General features: G+C 72.9%; 14 protein-coding genes, 2 tRNA genes and 1 pseudogene. 9 read left to right on the forward strand and 8 right to left on the reverse strand.

The window, feature by feature from the left end:
- The first annotated feature begins 49 nt into the window (after positions 1-49).
- Positions 50-1,555, forward strand: coding sequence for a hypothetical protein (locus ACFY8U_RS03030; RefSeq protein ID WP_389564845.1), 1,506 nt, complete (start codon positions 50-52; stop codon positions 1,553-1,555).
- On the opposite strand, the gene ACFY8U_RS03035 is transcribed toward ACFY8U_RS03030, so the two are convergent.
- From ACFY8U_RS03035 to ACFY8U_RS03045, 3 genes are read right to left on the reverse strand one after another with little or no spacing between them, the layout of a single operon-like run.
- Positions 1,528-2,769, reverse strand: a complete 1,242-nt coding sequence (locus tag ACFY8U_RS03035) for a hypothetical protein (protein ID WP_389564848.1) — start codon at positions 2,767-2,769, stop codon at positions 1,528-1,530. The two genes, ACFY8U_RS03030 and ACFY8U_RS03035, sit on opposite strands and share 28 nt — an antisense overlap.
- Entirely contained in the window at positions 2,766-4,502 is a 1,737-nt protein-coding gene (locus tag ACFY8U_RS03040) for a lipopolysaccharide biosynthesis protein (RefSeq protein ID WP_389564851.1), read from the reverse strand. Before ACFY8U_RS03040 ends, ACFY8U_RS03035 begins: the two co-directional genes overlap by 4 nt.
- Positions 4,499-5,704, reverse strand: coding sequence for a glycosyltransferase family 4 protein (locus tag ACFY8U_RS03045; protein ID WP_389566127.1), 1,206 nt, complete (start codon positions 5,702-5,704; stop codon positions 4,499-4,501). The genes ACFY8U_RS03040 and ACFY8U_RS03045 overlap by 4 nt, the downstream gene beginning before the upstream one ends.
- A 194-nt stretch (positions 5,705-5,898) precedes the next feature.
- On the opposite strand from ACFY8U_RS03045, the gene ACFY8U_RS03050 reads away from it, so the two are divergent.
- Positions 5,899-6,411, forward strand: coding sequence for an adenylyltransferase/cytidyltransferase family protein (locus ACFY8U_RS03050; RefSeq protein WP_389564854.1), 513 nt, complete (start codon positions 5,899-5,901; stop codon positions 6,409-6,411).
- Here ACFY8U_RS03050 and ACFY8U_RS03055 read toward each other — a convergent pair.
- The 3 genes from ACFY8U_RS03055 to ACFY8U_RS03065 all read right to left on the reverse strand — a co-directional run bounded on the left by ACFY8U_RS03055 (position 6,392) and on the right by ACFY8U_RS03065 (position 9,412).
- On the reverse strand, positions 6,392-7,114 hold the full coding sequence (locus tag ACFY8U_RS03055; protein ID WP_361595087.1) for a CDP-alcohol phosphatidyltransferase family protein: 723 nt from the start codon (positions 7,112-7,114) through the stop codon (positions 6,392-6,394). The genes ACFY8U_RS03050 and ACFY8U_RS03055 overlap by 20 nt on opposite strands.
- 87 nt (positions 7,115-7,201) lie before the next feature.
- On the reverse strand, positions 7,202-7,900 hold the full coding sequence (locus ACFY8U_RS03060; RefSeq protein WP_389564857.1) for an ABC transporter ATP-binding protein: 699 nt from the start codon (positions 7,898-7,900) through the stop codon (positions 7,202-7,204).
- Between the two features lie 42 nt (positions 7,901-7,942).
- Positions 7,943-9,412: an ABC transporter permease gene (locus ACFY8U_RS03065; RefSeq protein WP_389564860.1), complete on the reverse strand. Its 1,470-nt coding sequence runs from the start codon at positions 9,410-9,412 to the stop codon at positions 7,943-7,945.
- A 208-nt stretch (positions 9,413-9,620) separates the two neighbouring features.
- Between ACFY8U_RS03065 and ACFY8U_RS03070 the strand changes: the two genes are divergently transcribed.
- Positions 9,621-10,406: a dienelactone hydrolase family protein gene (locus ACFY8U_RS03070; protein ID WP_389564863.1), complete on the forward strand. Its 786-nt coding sequence runs from the start codon at positions 9,621-9,623 to the stop codon at positions 10,404-10,406.
- A gap of 531 nt (positions 10,407-10,937) precedes the next feature.
- On the opposite strand, the gene ACFY8U_RS03075 is transcribed toward ACFY8U_RS03070, so the two are convergent.
- Positions 10,938-12,344: an ROK family protein gene (locus tag ACFY8U_RS03075; RefSeq protein WP_389564865.1), complete on the reverse strand. Its 1,407-nt coding sequence runs from the start codon at positions 12,342-12,344 to the stop codon at positions 10,938-10,940.
- Positions 12,345-12,460: 116 nt separating this feature from the next.
- On the opposite strand from ACFY8U_RS03075, the gene ACFY8U_RS03080 reads away from it, so the two are divergent.
- The 4 genes and pseudogenes from ACFY8U_RS03080 (at position 12,461) to ACFY8U_RS03095 (ending at position 17,437) form a co-directional block, all read left to right on the forward strand.
- Positions 12,461-13,024 (forward strand): winged helix-turn-helix transcriptional regulator, encoded by a 564-nt coding sequence (locus tag ACFY8U_RS03080; protein WP_389564867.1) that lies wholly within the window; start codon positions 12,461-12,463, stop codon positions 13,022-13,024.
- Complete coding sequence (locus ACFY8U_RS03085) at positions 13,021-13,554, forward strand: ketopantoate reductase family protein (RefSeq protein WP_389564869.1); 534 nt, start codon at positions 13,021-13,023, stop codon at positions 13,552-13,554. Before ACFY8U_RS03080 ends, ACFY8U_RS03085 begins: the two co-directional genes overlap by 4 nt.
- On the forward strand, positions 13,491-13,949 hold the full coding sequence (locus ACFY8U_RS03090) for a ketopantoate reductase C-terminal domain-containing protein (RefSeq protein ID WP_389564872.1): 459 nt from the start codon (positions 13,491-13,493) through the stop codon (positions 13,947-13,949). The genes ACFY8U_RS03085 and ACFY8U_RS03090 overlap by 64 nt, the downstream gene beginning before the upstream one ends.
- 2,274 nt (positions 13,950-16,223) lie before the next feature.
- A pseudogene (locus ACFY8U_RS03095) lies at positions 16,224-17,437 on the forward strand (DUF4132 domain-containing protein).
- Between the two features lie 78 nt (positions 17,438-17,515).
- Here ACFY8U_RS03095 and ACFY8U_RS03100 read toward each other — a convergent pair.
- Positions 17,516-18,088 carry an antibiotic biosynthesis monooxygenase gene (locus ACFY8U_RS03100; RefSeq protein ID WP_389564875.1) on the reverse strand — a complete coding sequence of 191 codons (573 nt, stop codon included), beginning with the start codon at positions 18,086-18,088 and terminating at the stop codon, positions 17,516-17,518.
- Between the two features lie 141 nt (positions 18,089-18,229).
- On the opposite strand from ACFY8U_RS03100, the gene ACFY8U_RS03105 reads away from it, so the two are divergent.
- Both ACFY8U_RS03105 and ACFY8U_RS03110 read left to right on the forward strand, forming a co-directional pair.
- Positions 18,230-18,307 (forward strand) — tRNA-Glu (locus tag ACFY8U_RS03105).
- Between the two features lie 4 nt (positions 18,308-18,311).
- A tRNA-Arg gene (locus ACFY8U_RS03110) sits at positions 18,312-18,384 on the forward strand.
- The last annotated feature ends 14 nt before the right edge of the window (positions 18,385-18,398 follow it).

Here is an 18,398-nt window from a genome sequence, read left to right on the forward strand (position 1 = left end):
GGACTTCGACGTCCTCGGGGCCGCGGCTCCGGGGAGTCCAGGGGGCGGAATGACGACCGATGTACGCGGTGCGGACGCCCAGGCGCGCCCGGAGCCGGCCGCGCCCGCACCGCTGCTGCTCGCCCCCGCGGTGTCCCCGCGGACGCTGCTCTCGCGCGCCCTGTCGATCCCGCTGGTGCTCGGCTTCACGGTGTTCCTGCCGCTGCTCGTGGCGATCCAGCCCGGCGCGGGTGTGCACGACGCCGCGTACTACCTCCAGATCGCGCTGACCATGTACGCCGGGGCCCGGCTGTCGGCGATGATCCTCACCAGCCGGCGCAAGCTGCTCCAGGGGTCGTTCTGGCTCTTCGTCTACATGGCGATGGGGGTGGCGCCGCTCGCCCAGGCCGTCCTGGGCCGGGTGCCGACGCCCGTGGTGGGTCCGCGCTCCGATCTGACGACGGCGGTGGCGCTGGTCCTGGTCGGCTGCGCCGCGTTCGACGTGGGGTCGCTGCTGGCCCGCGGCCGGCCGGGCACGTCGCGGAAGGCGGAGGGCCGCCCGGTGCTGGTGCACCGGCGACGCCTCTACCTTCTCGTGCTGCTGGCCTTCGTGTGCAGCGGTCTGTTCGTCGTCAAGCTCGGCGGGCCCGCGGTCTTCTTCTCCAGTCGCCAGGAGATCATCGCGGGGATCGAGGAGGCGGGCGTCTCGCAGGCCGACTCCCAGGCCGGGCAGGCGTTCCTGCGCGGCTTCGGCACGGTCCCCGCGCTCTTCGCTCTGCTCGTGTACAGCCGCTGGCTGGTCACCTCGCGGCGGGCCAGGCGCCGCCCGATGGTGCTCGCCGTCTTCGTGGCCCTGGTGCTGCTCAACGGCGTGGTGAACAACCCGATCTCGAACCCACGGTACTGGTTCCTGACGGTGATGTTCTCGCTGCTGTTCACCGTCTTCCCGGTGAGCGCCGCGATGTACCGGTCGGCGCTGAGCCTCGGTGTGGTCATGGCGCTGATCGTCTTCCCGTTCTCGGACCGCTTCCGGTACGACGAGAAGAACTACCGCCCGGTCGAGACGACGTCCGTCCTGGAGCCGCTGGCGCTGAAGGACTACGACCAGGTCGGCATGTTCGCCAACACCATCACTCTGGTGAACTCGGGCAGCCGGCACCGGTACGGACGTCAGCTGGCCGGGTCCGTGTTCTTCGCCGTGCCGCGCTCGGTGTGGCCGGGCAAGCCGCGGGACACGGGGGTGATGGTCGGCCAGTGGATGGGGACGGTGAACACCAATCTCTCCTCTCCCGTCTGGGCCGAGCTGTGGATCGACTTCGGGGCCGTGGGCATGGGCGCCGGGATGATGGGGCTCGGCTACGCGGCGGCCCGGGTCGACGGGCGGTTCGCCCGCCGCGGCACGCGCAGGGCTCCCCCGGGCTCTCTGATCTCGCTGGTGGTGCCGCTGGTGGCGGGCTACTCCTTCATCCTGCTGCGGGGCCCGCTGCTCCAGGCCTCCGGGCGGGTGGCGATCGCGCTGATCTGTGTCGCCCTGGTGATGACCTGGCGTCAGGACAAGGGCGCGGCGCTGCGCTGATCCTCCGGCCGCGACGCGGCCGGCTCGGGGCGGGCGCGCGCCACCCGTGTCCACGCGGCGAGGGCCTTCAGGGCGGAGCCGGCCGCCAGGCCCCAGGCCGCGCCCGCGGCGCCGCCGACTCCGTATCCGGCGAGCATCAGGGCGACGGAGAGCAGCGAGAAGACCACCTGCACGGAGAGTGTGGCGCGCGGGCTGAGGACGCGGAGGGTGACCAGGGCGCAGGTGCCCGCCGCCATCACGGCGTACTGGCTGCCGGTGGCGGGCAGCAGCGCGGCGGTGGACTGCCAGGTGGCACCGAGGAGTTGGCGTCCGACGCGGTCGGGCAGTGCGTACAGGACGGCGGCCCACCCGAGCGCGACGAGAGCGAGGACGGCGGCGAGCGCGGCGGCGGCCCGTACCGTCGCGCGACGGCCGCCGGCCCTGCCGAGGAGGGGCGGGCCGAAGGCGTTGACGGAGGTGAACAGTGTGTTGAGCGGGCCGAAGAGGGTGGTCGCCCCGCGCAGCGCGCCGACGACGAGGGGGCCGGCGAGGAGTCCCAGACCGAGGACGGCGAGCTGACTCGAGGCGCTGCCGACGCCGAACTCGACGACGAAGCGCCGGCCGAGGTGGTCCTTGCCCAGCAGGCGGCGGAGTGACCAGGGCCGGTTCCGTACGTAAGGGTGGAGCAGGGCGAGCCCGAGGAGGGTGGCGGGCAGCGCCGACAGGCCCCAGACGAGGACGAGGCGGGCCGGTGAGCTGCCGTGCGGCTGGAGCAGCAGGGCCGGTACGGCGCAGGCGAGCCGGAGCAGGTCGGCGGCGAGGGCCAGGTGGGGCCTGCGCAGCGCGGAGAAGCCGTAGCGCAGACCGTCCTGGACGAGGACGACGGGGAGGACCGCGCCGAGGGCGAGCACGGCGAGTCCGGTGGCATCGCCGAGGACGGCGCCGGCCGCGAGGAGCAGGGCCCCGGCCGCCGTGGAGGCGGTGGCGGTGAAGGCGACGGCGGACCGGACCGCCGCTCCGGTCTCGTGCTCCTCGCCCTTCTCCAGGACGACGCTCTGCCCGACGTAGGCCGCGCCCAGGCCGAGGAGCACGGTGAAGACGATGTACACCATGGAGAAGGCGGCGAAGCCGTCCGCGCTGGAGGCCCGCGCCGCGATCACCAGGACGGCGATGTTGGTGAGACTGGCCGCCGCCTGGTCGAGGACCGAGGCGGCGACGGTGACGGCACGTCTCAACGGTCGCCCGCGCGGATGTCGCCGGTCCGCAGGTCCTCCGTGCGCAGCGCGCGCAGGGCGACGGTATCGGAGCCGTCGCCCACGAGGATCTGCTCGGGTTCGGCGGCGAACTCCTCCGTCCCGGCCGGCTCCGGTGCGGTCCGTCCGCCCCGACCGCCGCCCGAGCCGCGGCGGGCGGCCTGCTGCTTGGCGGCCCGGCGGCGGCCGCGGCCCGGGGTGTACACGACGGCGCCCAGGACGGTACCGCCGGCGCCCGCTATCAGCTCGCGGATGCGCTGGAGGTCCGTACGGTGGACGCCGCGCGGGTCGCAGACGATGAGGACACCGTCGACGCGGTCGACGAGCGCGAGCGCGTCTGCGTAGTTGAGGACGGGCGGGGCGAGCACGACGACGGTGGAGTTGGGCGAGTCCGCCTCGGCGATCAGCCGGGAGACCCGGGGGCCGGTCAGGGCGCGCGCCACGTTCCGTACCCGCTCACCCGGCACCAGACCGAAGGAGCCCGATTCCCCCGCGTCGACGGAGAGCTGGCGCCTTGCGGGCCAGCCGCTCTCCTCGCTCTCCACCGGGTTGCTCCAGCGCGGAGCGGCCGCCGCGTGGGCGCGCAGCCGTCCGGAGAGGGTGGGAGCGCGCAGGTCGGCCTCGATGAGCAGGACGTCCTTCCCGGTCTCGGCGAAGGAGGCCGCGAGGTGGGAGGCGACGGCGACGGCGGCCTCGTTGGAGCCGCGCGGGGCGACGACGAGGAGGCGCCGGCGGTCGGCGAAACGCTGGTCGTAGGCGAGCCGGAAGGCCACGGAGCGGTACTCCTCGGCGGCCCGGGCGTCGGTGTGGTCCTCGGCGAGGAGGACGTCGGTGGCCCCGCGGGGCAGGGTGCCGAGGACGGGGGCGCGCACGGCGCGGGCGACGTCGCCCGCGGAGCGCGGCGCGGGGTCGAAGACGAGCCTGACCCAGGCCACGAGCAGACCGAGCGCCACGCCGACGAGGGCGCCGAGTCCGAGGCTCATGGGGAGACCGGGACCGTCGGAGTAGCCAGGGGCGGTGGCGACGCGGATGACGGTGCCCGGGGACATGTCGAGCGACTTCAGCTGGGAGATCCGGCCGTCGAGTTCGTTGATGCGGTTGAGCAGGTTGGTCTTCACGCCGTACTCGGCGTCCCGGGCCGCCCCGTCGGGCATCCGGTCGAGTTCCTTGGTCTTCTGGTCGTGCTTCTTGGCCACCTCGTCGAGCTGTTTCTGCTGCCCGTCCAGCATGGTGGCCCTCAGGTCGGTCCACTGCTTCTTGCGGAGGTCGAGGTAGGCCTGGGTGACCGCGTTGGCCCGGTCGGCGGCGGCCTGCGGGGTGTCGGCCGTGTAGGTGAACTGGAGCACCTGGCTCTGGGGCGGGTTGGTGACCTGGAGGTCCTTCTGGAGCTTGCCGACGGTGCCGGTCCAGCGGAGCTTCTTCGCGGCCTGCTCGGCGACGCTGCTGCTGAGCGCCGTCTGCCGCTCGGACCCCATGTTGAGGGTCTTCTCCTGCGAGATGCTGGGGTTGAAGGGGTCGTTGACGGGAGCCCGGAGAACGACCTGGCTGGTGGCCACGTAGGTGTCCGCGTTGGACATCCCGAACCAGACGCCGCCGAGCAGACCGATCCCGATGCCGGCGGCGATGATCGCGCGGTAGCGCAGGAGCTGGCGGAACTGGTCGCGCAGCAGCTCCGGTTCGTCGTCCTCCACCGCGGTGACGTGCGAGTGTGTCACGTGCTCGGACCCCCCAGAGCCTCTTCGATCAGTGCGTCGATCCGGGCGAGCCCGGCCGCCCGCGTCAGATGGGCCTCGACGTGGCGGGGCCCCTGGGCGCCGAGCGCCTCGGCGGCCGCCGGATCGTCGCCGAGTCTACGGATCTCGGCGAGCAGCGCGTCGGGATCCTCCGGAGGTACGAGGACGCCGGCGCCGGAGCGCAGGACCTCGTGTGCGGTGCCGCCCTCGGCGGCCACGGAGGCGACGACGGGGCGTCCGGCGGCGAAGTACGAGGTCAGCTTGGACGGCACGCTCATGTCGAGGACCGAGGCCCGCTGGGTGACGGCGAGGACGTCGGCCGCGGCGAGGGTGTCGGGGAACTCGTCGTCGCCGACGGGCGCCATGAACTCCAGGTTGGGGATGCCGGCGCCCAGCTCCGCCAGATGGGCCCGCTGGTTGCCGTCGCCCAGGAGTACGACCCTGGTCTTCGGGTCGCGGCGGGCCGCTTCGACGAGCACCTCGAGCCCCTGCTTGAGGCCCATGTTTCCGGAGTGCAGGACGACGGTCTCGCCCTCGCTCCAGCCGAGCCTCTGCCGGGTCTCGGCGCGGGGCGCCGAAGGGCCGGTCACATGGGACCAGTTGGGGACGAGCCGGATGCGGCCGCGGTCGACGCCCATGGCGGCGACCTTGTCGACGAACGTCTCGTGGATGACACCGACGAGGGCGGCGCGACGCAGGGCGTACGTCTCGGCCCGGGCGGCGAGCGCGGCGGCGCGGTCCCCGCCGGCGATCCCGCTCTGTGCTGCCGCCGCGCCCATCAGATCCTGGACGACGGGGACGTACGGAACGCGCCAACGGGCCGCGAGCCGGGCGCCGATGATGCCGCCGGCGAGGCTGGGCATCTGGGCGAGGACAGCGTGCGGACGGGCCATCGTGGGCGGTGCCACCAGGCCGTGGGCGAGCACGCTCGCTTCGAACGCGGCGCGCCTCAGGGCGGTTTGGCGAGGCGGGACGGTGTGGCGTCGGCGGTGGACGACGACTCCTGCGCGCTCTTCGGTGCGGCGCCAGACCTTGGCGTAGGCCGGGTCGAGGGTCCAGGAGGGGTAGTGCGGCATTCCGGCGAGGACATGGGTCTCGTGGCCGACGGCCGCCCAGTGTTCGGCGATCTGTGTCGCGTAGGGTCCTATACCCGCGTGCTCCGGTGCATAGTTGGTGGACACCATCAGCAGGCGCCTGCGCCCCTCCGGTGTACCCGAGCCGCTGTTCCCCGCCGTCCGTCCGCCCACGCGACCGCCCCTCTCCCCCGACGCGAACCGGTCATCACCCTAGTCGTTCACCCACTCTCAACGGAACGTGCACGCTATCGTCGAAACTCCTTCGCGCTGGGGAGCGCGAACGCACCTGGGGGGTTTCGTACATGACCACAGGAAGGCCGTACCGCGTCGGCTACGCGCCGGGGGCCTACGACCTCTTTCACATCGGGCATCTCAACATCCTCCGGCACGCGCGCAGCCAGTGCGACTACCTGGTGGCGGGTGTGGTCTCGGACGAGATGGCCGAGCTGGCCAAGGGCCGGCGGCCGGTGATTCCGCTCGTCGAGCGGCTGGAGATCGTGCGCCATGTGAAGTACGTCGACGCGGCCTTCGTGGAGACGGTGCCGGACAAGCTGGAGACCTGGAAGCAGGTCCGGTTCGACGTGCTGTTCAAGGGTGACGACTGGCGCGGGACACCCAAGGGGGACCGGCTCGAGCGGGACTTCGCGGGCGTGGGGGTGGAGATCGTCTACTTCCCGTACACGATGCACACCTCCAGCACCCAACTCCGGCGCGCGCTCGACCTCCTGACGCAGGAGGCCGAGCCGGGATCCGGGGTCGCCGGTGTCGGCACCGGCGTGGGCGGGATCAGCGGCGTCAGCGAGGGGCTGCGCTGAGTTCGCGGAACCACTTGGCGAGGAAGGCGAGGAGGAACACCGCGCTCGCGACGCCGAGCGCGGTGTAGCCCCAGCGGAAGGCCGATCCGCCACCGAGGAGCAGGAAGACCAGGCAGAAGACGCCGTGGTCGACGGGGAGCAGGGCCACCGCGCGCAGGGTGGAGGGCTGCGGGGCGGGACTGCCCGGGGCCGGGCGGGGCTTGAGCTTCTCGGTCAGCAGACCGCCGAAGAAGGTGACCACGGCGGCGAGTTGGAACCCGAGCGGGACGAGGAGCCAGCCGTCCGCCTCGGTACCGAAATGCTCGGGGTGGCGGTAGAAGGCGATCAGTACCGCGGTGTGCAGCGCGGTGATCTTCGCGCAGTCCACGACGTGGTCGAGCCACTCCCCCGCCGGGCTGCCACCGCCACGCAGCCGCGCGAGCTGCCCGTCGGCGGAGTCGAAGGCGAATCCGACGGCGAGACCGATCCAGACCAGCAGACCGAGCGCCCAGGACGGACCGCCCAGGGCCACTCCGGCGACAGCGGCGAAGCTGAAGAGAGCGCTGATCAGAGTGACTTGATTTGGCGTCAGTCCTGCGGCGTACGAACCTGCCGCGAGGAGGCGCCCCACAGGACGGTTCACGAACCGCGAGTAGAGCGAGACCCCCTTCGCTGACTTCTGGGCGGACTTCAGCTCGGCCAGCGCGGTCCCGATCGTTCCCACGAACCCCCCCGGGTCTTTGTGCGAGTTTCGTACGTGATGGCGCACATCATGGCATCACCGGGGGGTCCGGGGTGGCGGGTCCGGGTCCTACGCCTCCACGGCCTCCGCGTGGCGGTTCTCCTTGATCGTGATCCGGCCCTTGCGGATGGTCGCCAGGCGCGGTGCGCGACGGGCGATGGCGCTGTCGTGGGTGACCATCACGAACGTCAGCCCGTGCTCCTTCCAGAGCCCTTCGAGCAGTTCCACGATCTCGTCGCGCATCGACTCGTCGAGGTTGCCGGTCGGCTCGTCGGCCAGGAGCACCTTGGGCCGCTTCACCAGGGCGCGGGCGATCGCGACGCGCTGCTGCTGTCCGCCCGAGAGCTCGGACGGCAGGTGCGCCCTGCGCTCGCCGAGACCGACGGCGTCCAGCGCCTCCGCCGCGAGAGAGCGCCGTTCACCGGCCTTGATGCCCATCGGGACGAGCGCGGTCTCCACGTTCTCCTGGGCGGTGAGCGTGGGGATGAGGTTGAAGGACTGGAAGACGAAGCCGATGTTCTGACTGCGTACGGCGGTCAGCCGGCTCTCCGGCAGCTTGGCCAGATCGACGCCGTCGAGCATGACACTGCCGGCCGTGGGCCGGTCGAGACCGCCCAGCATCTGCAGCAGCGTGGACTTGCCGCCGCCGGTGGGGCCCTGGATGACAAGCCGGTCGCCCTCCCTGATGGTGAGGTCGATCCCGGCGAGGGCGTCGACTCTCTCCTGGCCCCTGCGGTACTGCTTGGTGACGCCTGTGAGTTCGTACATGGTGCAACTCCTGCGATACGGGAAGGGGGTTCGGGCTACCGGCTACTCGACGCGGCGCAGCGCGTCCGCCGGGCGCAGGCGCGAGGCGCGCCAGGCGCCGAAGCCGCCCGCGACGAGCCCGCCGCCGAGGGCGAGGAGGACGGCGAGTCCGACGGTGGTGAGGCTCACGGGCGCGGTGAGGGCGATGTCGAGGGTGTTGCCGCCGCCGGCGTCGCGGGCCGCGGCCATGCCGGGTCCGGCGAGCATCCGGCCACCGCCGCCGCCCGTCAGCGCGCCGCCGCCGAGCTCCGCGGTGAGGGTGGGGCTGACGGCGGTGACGAGGTACGCGCCGCCGAGGCCCACGGCGATGCCGAGTGCGCCTCCGATGAGGCCGTTGACGAGCGCCTCGCCCATCACCTGCCGGGTGACCCGGCCGCTCTTCCAGCCGAGCGCCTTGAGCGTGCCGAACTCGCGCACCCGGCGGCTGACGGCCGAGGAGGTGAGCAGCCCCGCGACGAGGACGGCGGCGACGAGGACGGCGTACGAGAGCCACTTGCCCACGTTGGTGGCGAGGTTGGCGGCGGTGTCGAGGGAACCGGAGACGGTCTCGGCGAGATCGGCGGAGGTGGTGACCGTGGTGCCGGTGACGTTCTTCTGGATGGCGGCCTTGACGGCCTCGATCTTCGTCGAGTCGGTCGCCTTCACATAGACGGTGGTGATCTTGTCCTTGGAGTCGGAGAGCGTCTGCGCCTTCGTGAGCGGCAGGTAGACCTGGGCGGCGGCCTGGCCGCTGTCGGCGGTGGCGATGCCGACGACCTCGAACTTCACGCCCTTGACCGTGAGCGTCTCGCCGACGTCGAGGCCCTCCTGCTTGGCGTAGGCGCTGTCGATCACGACGACCGCGGAGTCGGTCTCGGTGGCCTTGAACGTGCGGCCCTTGGTGACGGTGGAGGTGGTGAGGGGGCCGAGGTCGGGGGCGGTGACGTCGGTGCCGTAGAGGGTGAAGGAGTTGACGTCGAAGGCGGCGCCACCGCCTTCGACCCGGCCTCCACCGCCGCTGCCGCCGCCGTTGCCGCCGCCCGGGGTGCCGGGCTGGGCGGGCTGGGTCTGCTTGAACTCGCCGCGCTTGAACTCACCGTCGATCTTGAGGTTGAGGAGGCTGAGACCGCCCACGGCCTGAGCGACGCCGGCCTGCTTCGCGACCGTGGCGGACGTGGAGGCGGGCAGGGTCTGGAACCCCTGGACCATCAGCCGGTCGCTGCTCTGCTCCTCGCCGTCCTCGTCGGCGTCGAACTCGAACCGCGGCCGCTGAGCCTGGCCACCGGCCTGGGGCTCCTCACGGGCCTTGGTGACGGTCAGATCGGTACCGAGGCCGTAGAGGGACTCCAGGACCTGGGTCTGGGCCTGCTTCATGCCGGATGCCACGGAGTTGACGACGATGACCAACGCGATACCGAGCGCGAGCCCGGAGGCGACGACGAGCGCCGCCTTTCTGCGACGGCGCAGCTCGCGCCGGAGGTAGGTGAAGAACATGGGCGCGAAGCTAGGTGCGCGCGGTGATGGCTGGATAAGGCCCGCGTGAGAGTGGGATGAGAGAACCGGAGGCGGTGGCTCGGGGCAGGGACGAGGGTCGGTGGCTCAGGACCGCGTGGGCCACGGGCTGAGCCGAGCGGTGGGCGCTGTTCTGCCGGTGGCAGAACACCAGCCGGACCGGGCTCGACGATCACTACCGTCCAGTCCCATGACGACGATGACGACGCGCACGGTCGAGTATCCGGCCGACGGTTTGACGATGATCGGGCACCTCGCGCTCCCGGCCGGTGTCGGCCGCCGGCCCGCGGTGCTGCTCGGACCAGAGGGCATGGGGCTCAGCGACGTCGAGCGCCGCCGGGCCGATGCCCTCGCCGAACTGGGTTACGTAGCGCTGGCCTTCGACCTTCACGGCGGGCGCTATCTGGGCGACCCCGAGGAGATGCTGGCCCGCTGCCTGCCGCTGCTCGCCGATCCCGACCGGATGCGGGGCATCGGCCAAGCGGCGCTCGACGTGTTGCGCACCGAACCGCGGACCGACCCCGACCGGATCGCCGCCGTCGGCTACGGCACCGGGGGCGCCGTCGGGCTGGAACTCGGGCGCGGCGGCGTCAGCCTGCGTGCGATCGGGACGGTCAACGCACTGACCACGGGCCGACCGGGCGAGTCGGCGCGCATTCGCTGCCCGGTGTGGGCCGGGGTCGGGTCGGAGGACCCGATCATGCCGCCCGCGCAACGGAACGCGTTCACCGCTGAGATGCAGGCCGCTGGCGTCGACTGGCGCCTCGCGGTCTACGGCGGCGCCTTGCACGCCTTCCACCACCCGCCGGTCGACCACCCCGTGGTCCCCGGCGTCGGCTACCACCCACGGCACGCGCAGCGAGCCTGGCGCGACGTCGTCGACCTGCTCGCCGAGTGCCTGCCCGTGACGGAGGATCTGGGGCATGCCCCAGGTGAGCACGCGACTGCGCCAACGCGTTCGCAACTGCCTCGGTAATGGGCGGATTTACCGCGACAGAGGCCCTGCGCGCCCGTGATCGCCGCGACATGCGGCGAGCCGTTCCGGCCGCCGGGGCGAGGCGTACCGAGCGCGGGCGTGGGGGTGCGCTTCGGTTGCCGCGCGCTCGGGTCGTACCTCTGGCCGCCCCGCCCCGTCGTACACCACGGCGGTCGAGCGCCATCTCACCGGCGCGGGCATCGCGAAGTCCTCCGCAGGGGACCTACCGGAGCTCGCTGACGACGTGGGGATGGACGCTCGCCGGCGAACCGGCACTGCCGGAGGTGCTGGCCGAGCTGGCGGCGGCGTGGGCGGACGAGATGGACGCCGACACCGTCAACCGGCTGGATCGAAGGCGCTCCCACGATCGGCATCGAGCGGCGGCCGGTGCCGCCCGACCGTCGGCTGGACGCTTCGCCGGCTACGGCACAGTGCCCGGACGCACGACACGGAGAACGGCACCTCGACCCCGATGCTGCTGGCCCGCTCCCAGCACGTCGCCGAACGCGACCCCCGCGATGAGCCGGGGGCTCAGGGCTCGTACGAGAGGGGGTCCGCCAGGACTTGGCGGATGACGAACGCGGCCGCGCCGCGGGCCGCCGAGCTGGAGGTGGAGGCGGCGCGGAGGCGGCCGGCCTCCGGCGTCCAGAGGCCGGAGACCACGCGGCGGGCGAGTTCGGCGTCGACGGCCGGGCCGAGACGGGGCATCAGCCGCGGGTAGATCCCGCCGAGGACGACGGCTTCGGGGTCGAGCAGGTTCACCGCGCCGGAGAGCGCGAGCCCGAGCATCCGCCCCGCCTCCTCGACGGCGGTCGCGGCCCGTGGCTCCCCCGCGTCGGCGCGGCGCGCCAGCTCCTCCACGTCGGCCGCGCCCGCCGTCCGCAGCAGCGCCGACTGGCCCGCGTACTGTTCGAGGCAGCCGCGTGAGCCGCAGCGGCAGAGGGGGCCGTTCGCGTCCACGGGCAGATGGCCGATCTCGCCGGCGAAGCCGTGTGCGCCGCGCAGCAGTTCGCCGTCGACGACGATCGCCCCGCCCACCCCGATCTCGCCCGTGAGGTACAGGAAGCTGCGCACGTCACCCAGGGCACCGAACCACAGCTCAGCCAGCGCCGCCGCGTTCGCCTCGTTGTCCGAGGCGACCGGAAGCTCCGGCCGCGCCCGGTGCTTCGCGAGCGCGGCGCCGAAGAGCCGGTCGGCCGCCACGCGGTTCCAGCCGAGGTTGGGCGCCTGGCGTACGGTTCCGGACGAGACCAGACCCGGCAGGGCGAGCCGTGCGCCCACCGGACGCAGTTCCAGGTCCGCCGCGCTCCGCAGGGCGCGCGCCGCGATCCCGGCCGCGCGCGCGAGGACCTCGTCCGGCTCGGCCGCGCGGTTGTCGAGGGGTTCGGTGACCCGGACCCGATCGGCTCCCGCGAGGTCGACGACGCAGACGGACACGTAGTCGACGTTGATCTCGACCCCGAGCCCGGCCGGACCGGTGTCGGCCGCCTTCAGGACCGTCCCCGGCCTCCCCGCCTGTCCGCTGAAGGTCTTGCCCGACTCGACCAGGAAGCCCTGCTCCAGGAGCTGTTCGACGAGGGAGGAGACGGCGGCACGGGTGAGCCCCACGCGCGCGGCGACGGCCGCGCGGGTCGTCTCGCCGGCGTCGTGGACGGTCCGCAGGACGAGACTGAGATTGTGCCGCCGTACGCTCGCCTTGTCGGCCTTGGGCTCCCGGGGCAGCGACGCCACCCGCGTCCGCTCCTCACCGGGCGCACTCCGCGAGGGCGTGCCTGCCGCGCGCGTGCCCGCAGCCCGCGCGCCCGCCGCCGGTGCGCCCGCAGCCCGCGCGCCCGCCGCCGGTGCGCCCGCCGCCGGTGTGCCCTCGGCCGGGCGGCCCTCTTCCACCGGCTTCCGTTCCTTCGGGCGAGCGTCCCCGGTCCGCGGAGTCTTCGTCATCGTGCGTCGAGCCTAATCCGCCTCGCCCCTCCCTCCCACCTCGCCCTTCCCTCCCACTCCGCGTCTCTCCCCTGAAAGAGTTCAACCACCGAACTCTCTGCGCTACTGTCTGCGGCATGCCACTCCCCCGCGACTACAGCGGCCAGAGCTGCTCCCTCTCCCGCTCCATGGAGATCGTCGGCGAGCGCTGGACCCTGCTGATCGTCCGGGACGCGTTCTACGGGGTCCGCCGCTTCGGCGAGTTCGCCGCACATCTCCGCCTCCCCCGGGCCGTCCTCGCCGACCGGCTCGCCGGCCTCACGGAGGCCGGTGTGCTCGCCCGCCTTCCCGGCACGGGACGGCGCGAGGTGTACGGGCTGACGCCCAAGGGGCTCGCGCTGTGGCCCGCAGTCCGCGCGCTCACCTCCTGGGGCGACGAGTTCTACGCGGCGGGCGGCGGCCCACGGCGCGTCTTCCGCCACGCCGACGACGAGGCCCTTGTCGCCGGGGACGGCCGCTGTACGGGCTGCGGGGCCCCGGTCCCGGTCGGCGACCTCGTCGTGGCGCCCGGCCCCGGGCTCCCCCCTCCGACCGGGGACGACGACCCGGTGACGGCGGCCCTCGCCCGGCCGCACCGGCTGCTCCGCCCCCTGCTCGTACCGTCCACCACCCCACGCTCCCCGAGAGGTCCGCACTCATGAAGATCCTGGTCGTCGGCGCCGGAGCCACCGGAGGCTACTTCGGGGCGCTGCTCGCCCGTTCCGGAGAGGACGTCACCTTCCTGGTCCGTCCGCACCGCGCCGCCGTGCTGCGCGCCCGCGGTCTGCGCATCACCGGACGTGGCGAGGAGTGGACCCTGGAGCCCCGGCTCGTCACGGCCGACGAGCTGACCACCCCGTACGACCTCGTCCTTCTCTCCGTGAAGTCCACCGCCCTCACGCAGGCGATCGAGGACATCGCTCCGGCCGTGGGGCCGGACACGGCGATCGTGCCGCTGCTCAACGGTCTCGCCCATGTCGAGGCCCTGAACGCCCGCTTCGGCGCCGTGCCGGTGCTCGGCGGTGTCGCCAAGGTGGTCACCACGCTCAGCGACGAGGGGGACATCGTCCGGCTCGCGCCGCTCGCCCATCTGACGATCGGCGAGCAGGACGGGTCCCCGTCGCCCGGGTGGAGAAGATCCGGGCCGTCCTGGCCGAGGCCGGCATCGACGTCCTCGTCCCGGAGGACGTGATGGCCTCCATGTGGCACAAGTGGGTCTTCATCACCACCTTCGGGGCGGTGACGAGCCTGATGCGCGGCACGGTCGGCGAGATCAACGCCGTCCCGGGCGGCGCGGACCTGGGCCCGGCGGTCCTCGCGGAGGCCTCGGCCGTCTCGGCGGCGGCGGGACATCCCGTACCGGAGTCGGAACGGGCCGCGACCCTGGGCATCGTGACCGCGACCGGGTCCCCGATGGTGCCCTCCCTCTACCGGGACCTGATCGCCGGACGCCCGACGGAGGTCGAGCACCTCTTCGGCGACCTGGTGGCCCGCGCCCGCACCCTGTCGGTACCCACCCCACTCCTCGACCTGGCGACCTTGCACCTGCGGGTCCACCAGGAACGGGTCTCCCCCGCCGGCGCCTGACGCACCGTCGAGGCCGTCGGCCGTCCCCTGTCAGAGGTGCCCGTTAGTGTGCGGACAACTGATCATCGGGGAAAAGGGGGAGGGCCCATGCGGCGCTGGGAGTACTGCGCGGAGCCGGAGGTCTCGAAGGCTGCCGAGGTCGCCGGGTCCGCGCCCACGGCCCTGTCCGACGAGGACGCCTTCGTGCTGCCCGCCGCATGGAAGCGGAATCTGCATCCGCGGCGCGGCGGGGTCCGGCGGACCGTGCCCGCGGTCGAGGCGGACGCGCCGGAGAAGCTCCGCGTCTGGCTCGCGCGCGACGCCGACGCGATCGAGCGCGCGCTGGAGTCCGAGCAGAGCGACCCCGCGCTCGTCGAGGCGGCCCGCAGGCACCGGAACGGGACGCCGGACGCCGTCGGAGCGGCGGTGCTCGCGCGGCTGGTCAACTTCCAGCGCGGGGCCTACGGGGCGGTCGCGGACGCCTGGGTGGCGGAGTTCGGGCTGCCGTTCGCCGCCTGCGCCGCGGTCGAGCTGGGGGAGGCGCGGAACGTGTGGCTGCAGAAGGACCGCCGCAGCCTCCTCGTCGGGGTCGAGGTGAACCCCGAGGATTCCAGCGGCTGGGGACAGGGCGTCACAGGATCGGCCCTCGACCGGATCAGGGCCCTGCTGGCCGGGACGGACGATGCCACGTACCGGGCCGCGGTCGAGGCCCTCGCCGAGCACCGGCACAGTGTCCGCAGGGCGGTGAGGGTGTCGTACCTCGTTCCCTCGGAGATCGCGTGGGTGGACGAGTGCTGCGCACGGCTGCGGCATCCGGTGCACGCCGACTCCCATGTGCGCATGATGCTGCTGTGTTCGCTGGGAACCGCCGAGCAGGCCGCCCTCTTCGGTGACCGCTGCGACCTCGGCTGGCGCGGCTGGAGCCCGGCCGTCCTCGCGACGGTCGGCGAGGGCGTGGGGGCGGCCATGGCCCCCCTGCTCGCGGGTGAACTGAACGGGCAGTACACCGACGCGGAGGGCACCAAGGCCATGGCCACCGCGCTCGGCGAGCTGCCCTCGGACGAGGCCTTCCGTCAACTGGTCGCCCGTGTCGACGACAAGCATGTGCGGAGCGTCCTGGTCACCGCCGCGCGCCGCTTCCCGGTGCGGGCGCTGCGCCTGCTCGGCGAGGCCGCGGGCGGTGGGGGCGAGACCTCGGCCACCGTCCGGCGGCTGCTCACGGCGCATGTCGCCGCCCACCGCGAGACGGCGCTCGCCGTCCTTCCGGACCTCCCCGAGCAGGTCGCCGAGATCGTGGGGCCTCTCGCGCGCCGGGACGGACGCATGGACGAGGTCGCCCTCGGCTCCCTGCCCGAGCTGCTGGCCGCGCCGCCGTGGACCCGGCCGCGCACGGTCGTCGAGCCGCGGGTGGTGGCCGGGCTCGTCGCTCCGGCGGACTCCCGCATCGTGTGGGAGCCGGGCGAGCAGCAGCTGTGGAGGGTCGCCGAGTCCTGGATCAGCGGCTGGCAGCCGTACCGGCCCATGGAGGAGCTGATCGAGCAGATGCGCTCGGGCTCGCGGAACTCCTGGCACGACGTGGCGGTGTTCACGCACGGCCCCGTCGAGACGGTCCGGCCGCTGCTCGCCGATTGGACCCCCGGTGACAGCTCCTACGACGGCCCGGAGATATACAAGCCGTTCGTCGCCCGGCACGAACTCCTCGCGTTCCCCGCGGTCCTGCGCGTCGCCAGGGACCATCCGACCGCGCTGGCGCCGCTCCTGATGCCCTTCGTCGATCCCGCCGTGGCCCGGCTGATGGCGGACTGGCTGGAACGGCTCAAGACGGCCGGGAAGACGGCCAGGGCATGGTTCGTCCGGCACGGCGCCGACGCGGCGCGGCTGCTCGTCCCCGACGCCCTGGGCAAGCCCGGCGCGGCACGGACCGCCGCCGAGCGGGCACTGGCTCTGATCGTGTCGGCGCACGGCGCCGATGTCGTACGGAAGGCGGCGGCGGAGTACGGCCAGGAGGCGGCCGAGGCGGTCGAGGTCCTGCTCGACTCCGATCCGCTGACGGCCGCGCTGCCCGCCCGGATGCCCGAGCTGGGCGCGTGGGCCGATCCGCTCGCGCTTCCGCAGCTGGTGACATCCGCCGGCGGTGCGCTCCCGTCCTCGGCCGTCGGTCACCTCCTCACGATGCTCGCCCTCTCCAAGCCGGGTGCCGAGTATCCGGGTGTGGCCGTCGTACGGGAACTCTGCGAGAAGGACTCCCTCGCGGCGTTCGCCTGGGCGCTGTTCGAGGAGTGGCGGCTCGCCGGAATGCCCCCGAAGGACGCGTGGGCCCTGCATGCGCTCGGCTGGTTCGGGGACGACGACACGGTCCGCGCGCTGACTCCGGTCATCCGCGTCTGGCCGGGCGAAGGTGCGCACCACCGTGCGGTCGACGGTCTGGAGGTACTGGCCGCGATCGGCACCGACGTGGCTCTGCTGCATCTGCACGGCATCGCCCAGCGGGTGAAGTTCAAGGCGCTGAAGCTCCGCGCCCAGGAGAAGATCTCCTCCGTCGCCGCCGGGCTCGGCCTGACCGGTGAACAGCTCGCCGACCGTCTGGTGCCGGATCTCGGCCTGGACGCCGACGGCAGCACCGTCGTCGACTACGGCGGCCGCCGCTTCACGGTCGGCTTCGACGAGCAGCTGAAGCCGTTCGTACGGGACGAGGACGGCCGGCATCTGAAGGATCTTCCGAAGCCGGGCGCACGGGACGACGCGGAGCTCGCCCCGGCCGAGCGCAAGCGGTTCACCGCCCTGAAGAAGGATGCCCGCACGATCGCATCGGACCAGGTGCGGCGCCTGGAGCAGGCGATGGTGACGCGGCGCTCCTGGACGGGCGGCGAGTTCCGGCAGCTGTTCGTGGAGCATCCGCTGGTGTGGCATCTGGTGCGCCGTCTGGTGTGGCTCGCCGACGAGGAGGGTACGGTCACCGCGTTCCGGGTGGCCGAGGACCGTACGTACGCGGACGCCGAGGACGAGGCCGTCTCCGTCGCCGAGACGCCACCGTCATTCTCGCCCACCCCCTGCACCTGGGTGGCGCCGAGCTCGACACCTGGTCGGAGCTGTTCGCGGACCACGAGATCGTGCAGCCCTTCCCGCAGCTCGGGCGGCCGGTCCTCGCCGCGACCGAGGAGGAGGCCGCCGGTGCCCGCCTCACCCGCTTCGAGGGTGTGACCGTTCCGGTCGGCAGGCTGCTCGGGCTGCAGAAGCGCGGATGGGAGCGGGGAGAGCCCCAGGACGCGGGCGTGGAGCGGTGGTTCTCCCGGCGGATCGGCCCCGAGCGGCATCTGGTGATCGCCCTGGATCCGGGCATCGCGGTGGGCAACACCGAGATGTTCGAGAACCAGACGCTGGAGACGATCTGGCTCGACAAGCGGCCGTGCGATCACCGGGCCGGCCGCGACCACGTCCTGAAGTTCGCCGACATCGACCCGGTGACGGTCTCCGAACTGCTCGCCGACCTCACGGGGCTGACCTCGTGACCGCCACCGGGAACCGCACCGAGGAGCAGCATCCGCAGCGGCCGCCGGCCGGGGTCCGGTCAGGGCCGGGGGACGGCACTAGCGACCCAGCCATCCCCGGAGGAGCCTGCTCACGGCCGGCATCGCCACGTAGGTCATCAGGACATTGAAGACGGCGGCGATCACCGCGCTGCTGAGCACGAGGGGCAGGGCGGTCAGGCGGGGCACGAGGAAGAGGCCGCCGAGCAGGGAGATCGGGTAGATCGCCAGGGTCGCGCTGATCGCCATCTTCCACCGGGGCGGCGCGGGCCGTGTCGAGCCCGGCTTGGCGAACCAGGTCTCCATGCCGGTCAGTTTCCGCCGGGCGATCTCGGTGTGATGGTGGCCCTCGCAGTCGGCGAACCAGGCCGCCCGCTCCGGCGACTCCTGCCAGGCCCGGCAGGCCTCCGCGTCCCGGAACCGGTGGACGAGGAACCAGGGGGCGTCGCCGCCTGAGGAGCGGAAGAGTCCGTAGCCGAGATGGCCGGGGAAGGCGGCCGCGCTCTCCAGGATGCCCTTCGCCCAGCGCTCGAAGGCTGCTTCGTAGCCGGGCTCCACCCGGCGGGCTATCAGCAGGGTCACCTCGCCGGCATCGGCGGGGACGGTGGCGTGCTCAAGACTCACCGCGGTCACACATACTCCTCGTGATCACACCGCGCCCGCCCCCACTGTACGCCGCGTCGGGCCGGAGGGTTCCGGGGCCTGTCCCACGAGGTTCCGGGCAGGAGCCAGGGCCCGACGGGTGCCCCGCGCGCCGCCGGTATGATCACCGCACCCGGATGTAGCGCAGAGGCAGTCGCACCGACTTCTCAGGTCGGGTCACGTCGGTTCGAATCCGACCTTCCGGGCCCATTCCGGTCCTGTAGCGCAGAGGCAGTCGCGCCCTCCTCCTCGGAGGGGACACGCCGGTTCGAACCCGGCCGGGACCACGGCATCGAACGAC

Origin of the sequence: Streptomyces sp. NPDC012508 (genome assembly GCF_042902595.1) — a bacterium.
GTDB lineage: Bacteria > Actinomycetota > Actinomycetes > Streptomycetales > Streptomycetaceae > Streptomyces.

Excerpts from the sequence above, each read along its gene's own strand:
- ACFY8U_RS03030 (WP_389564845.1), top strand. The coding sequence starts at position 50 with ATGACGACCGATGTACGCGGTGCGGACGCCCAGGCGCGCCCGGAGCCG.
- ACFY8U_RS03045 (WP_389566127.1), bottom strand. The coding sequence starts at position 5,704 with ATGGTGTCCACCAACTATGCACCGGAGCACGCGGGTATAGGACCCTAC.
- ACFY8U_RS03050 (WP_389564854.1), top strand. The coding sequence starts at position 5,899 with ATGACCACAGGAAGGCCGTACCGCGTCGGCTACGCGCCGGGGGCCTAC.
- ACFY8U_RS03060 (WP_389564857.1), bottom strand. The coding sequence starts at position 7,900 with ATGTACGAACTCACAGGCGTCACCAAGCAGTACCGCAGGGGCCAGGAG.
- ACFY8U_RS03065 (WP_389564860.1), bottom strand. The coding sequence starts at position 9,412 with ATGTTCTTCACCTACCTCCGGCGCGAGCTGCGCCGTCGCAGAAAGGCG.
- ACFY8U_RS03070 (WP_389564863.1), top strand. The coding sequence starts at position 9,621 with ATGACGACGATGACGACGCGCACGGTCGAGTATCCGGCCGACGGTTTG.
- ACFY8U_RS03075 (WP_389564865.1), bottom strand. The coding sequence starts at position 12,344 with ATGACGAAGACTCCGCGGACCGGGGACGCTCGCCCGAAGGAACGGAAG.
- ACFY8U_RS03080 (WP_389564867.1), top strand. The coding sequence starts at position 12,461 with ATGCCACTCCCCCGCGACTACAGCGGCCAGAGCTGCTCCCTCTCCCGC.
- ACFY8U_RS03085 (WP_389564869.1), top strand. The coding sequence starts at position 13,021 with ATGAAGATCCTGGTCGTCGGCGCCGGAGCCACCGGAGGCTACTTCGGG.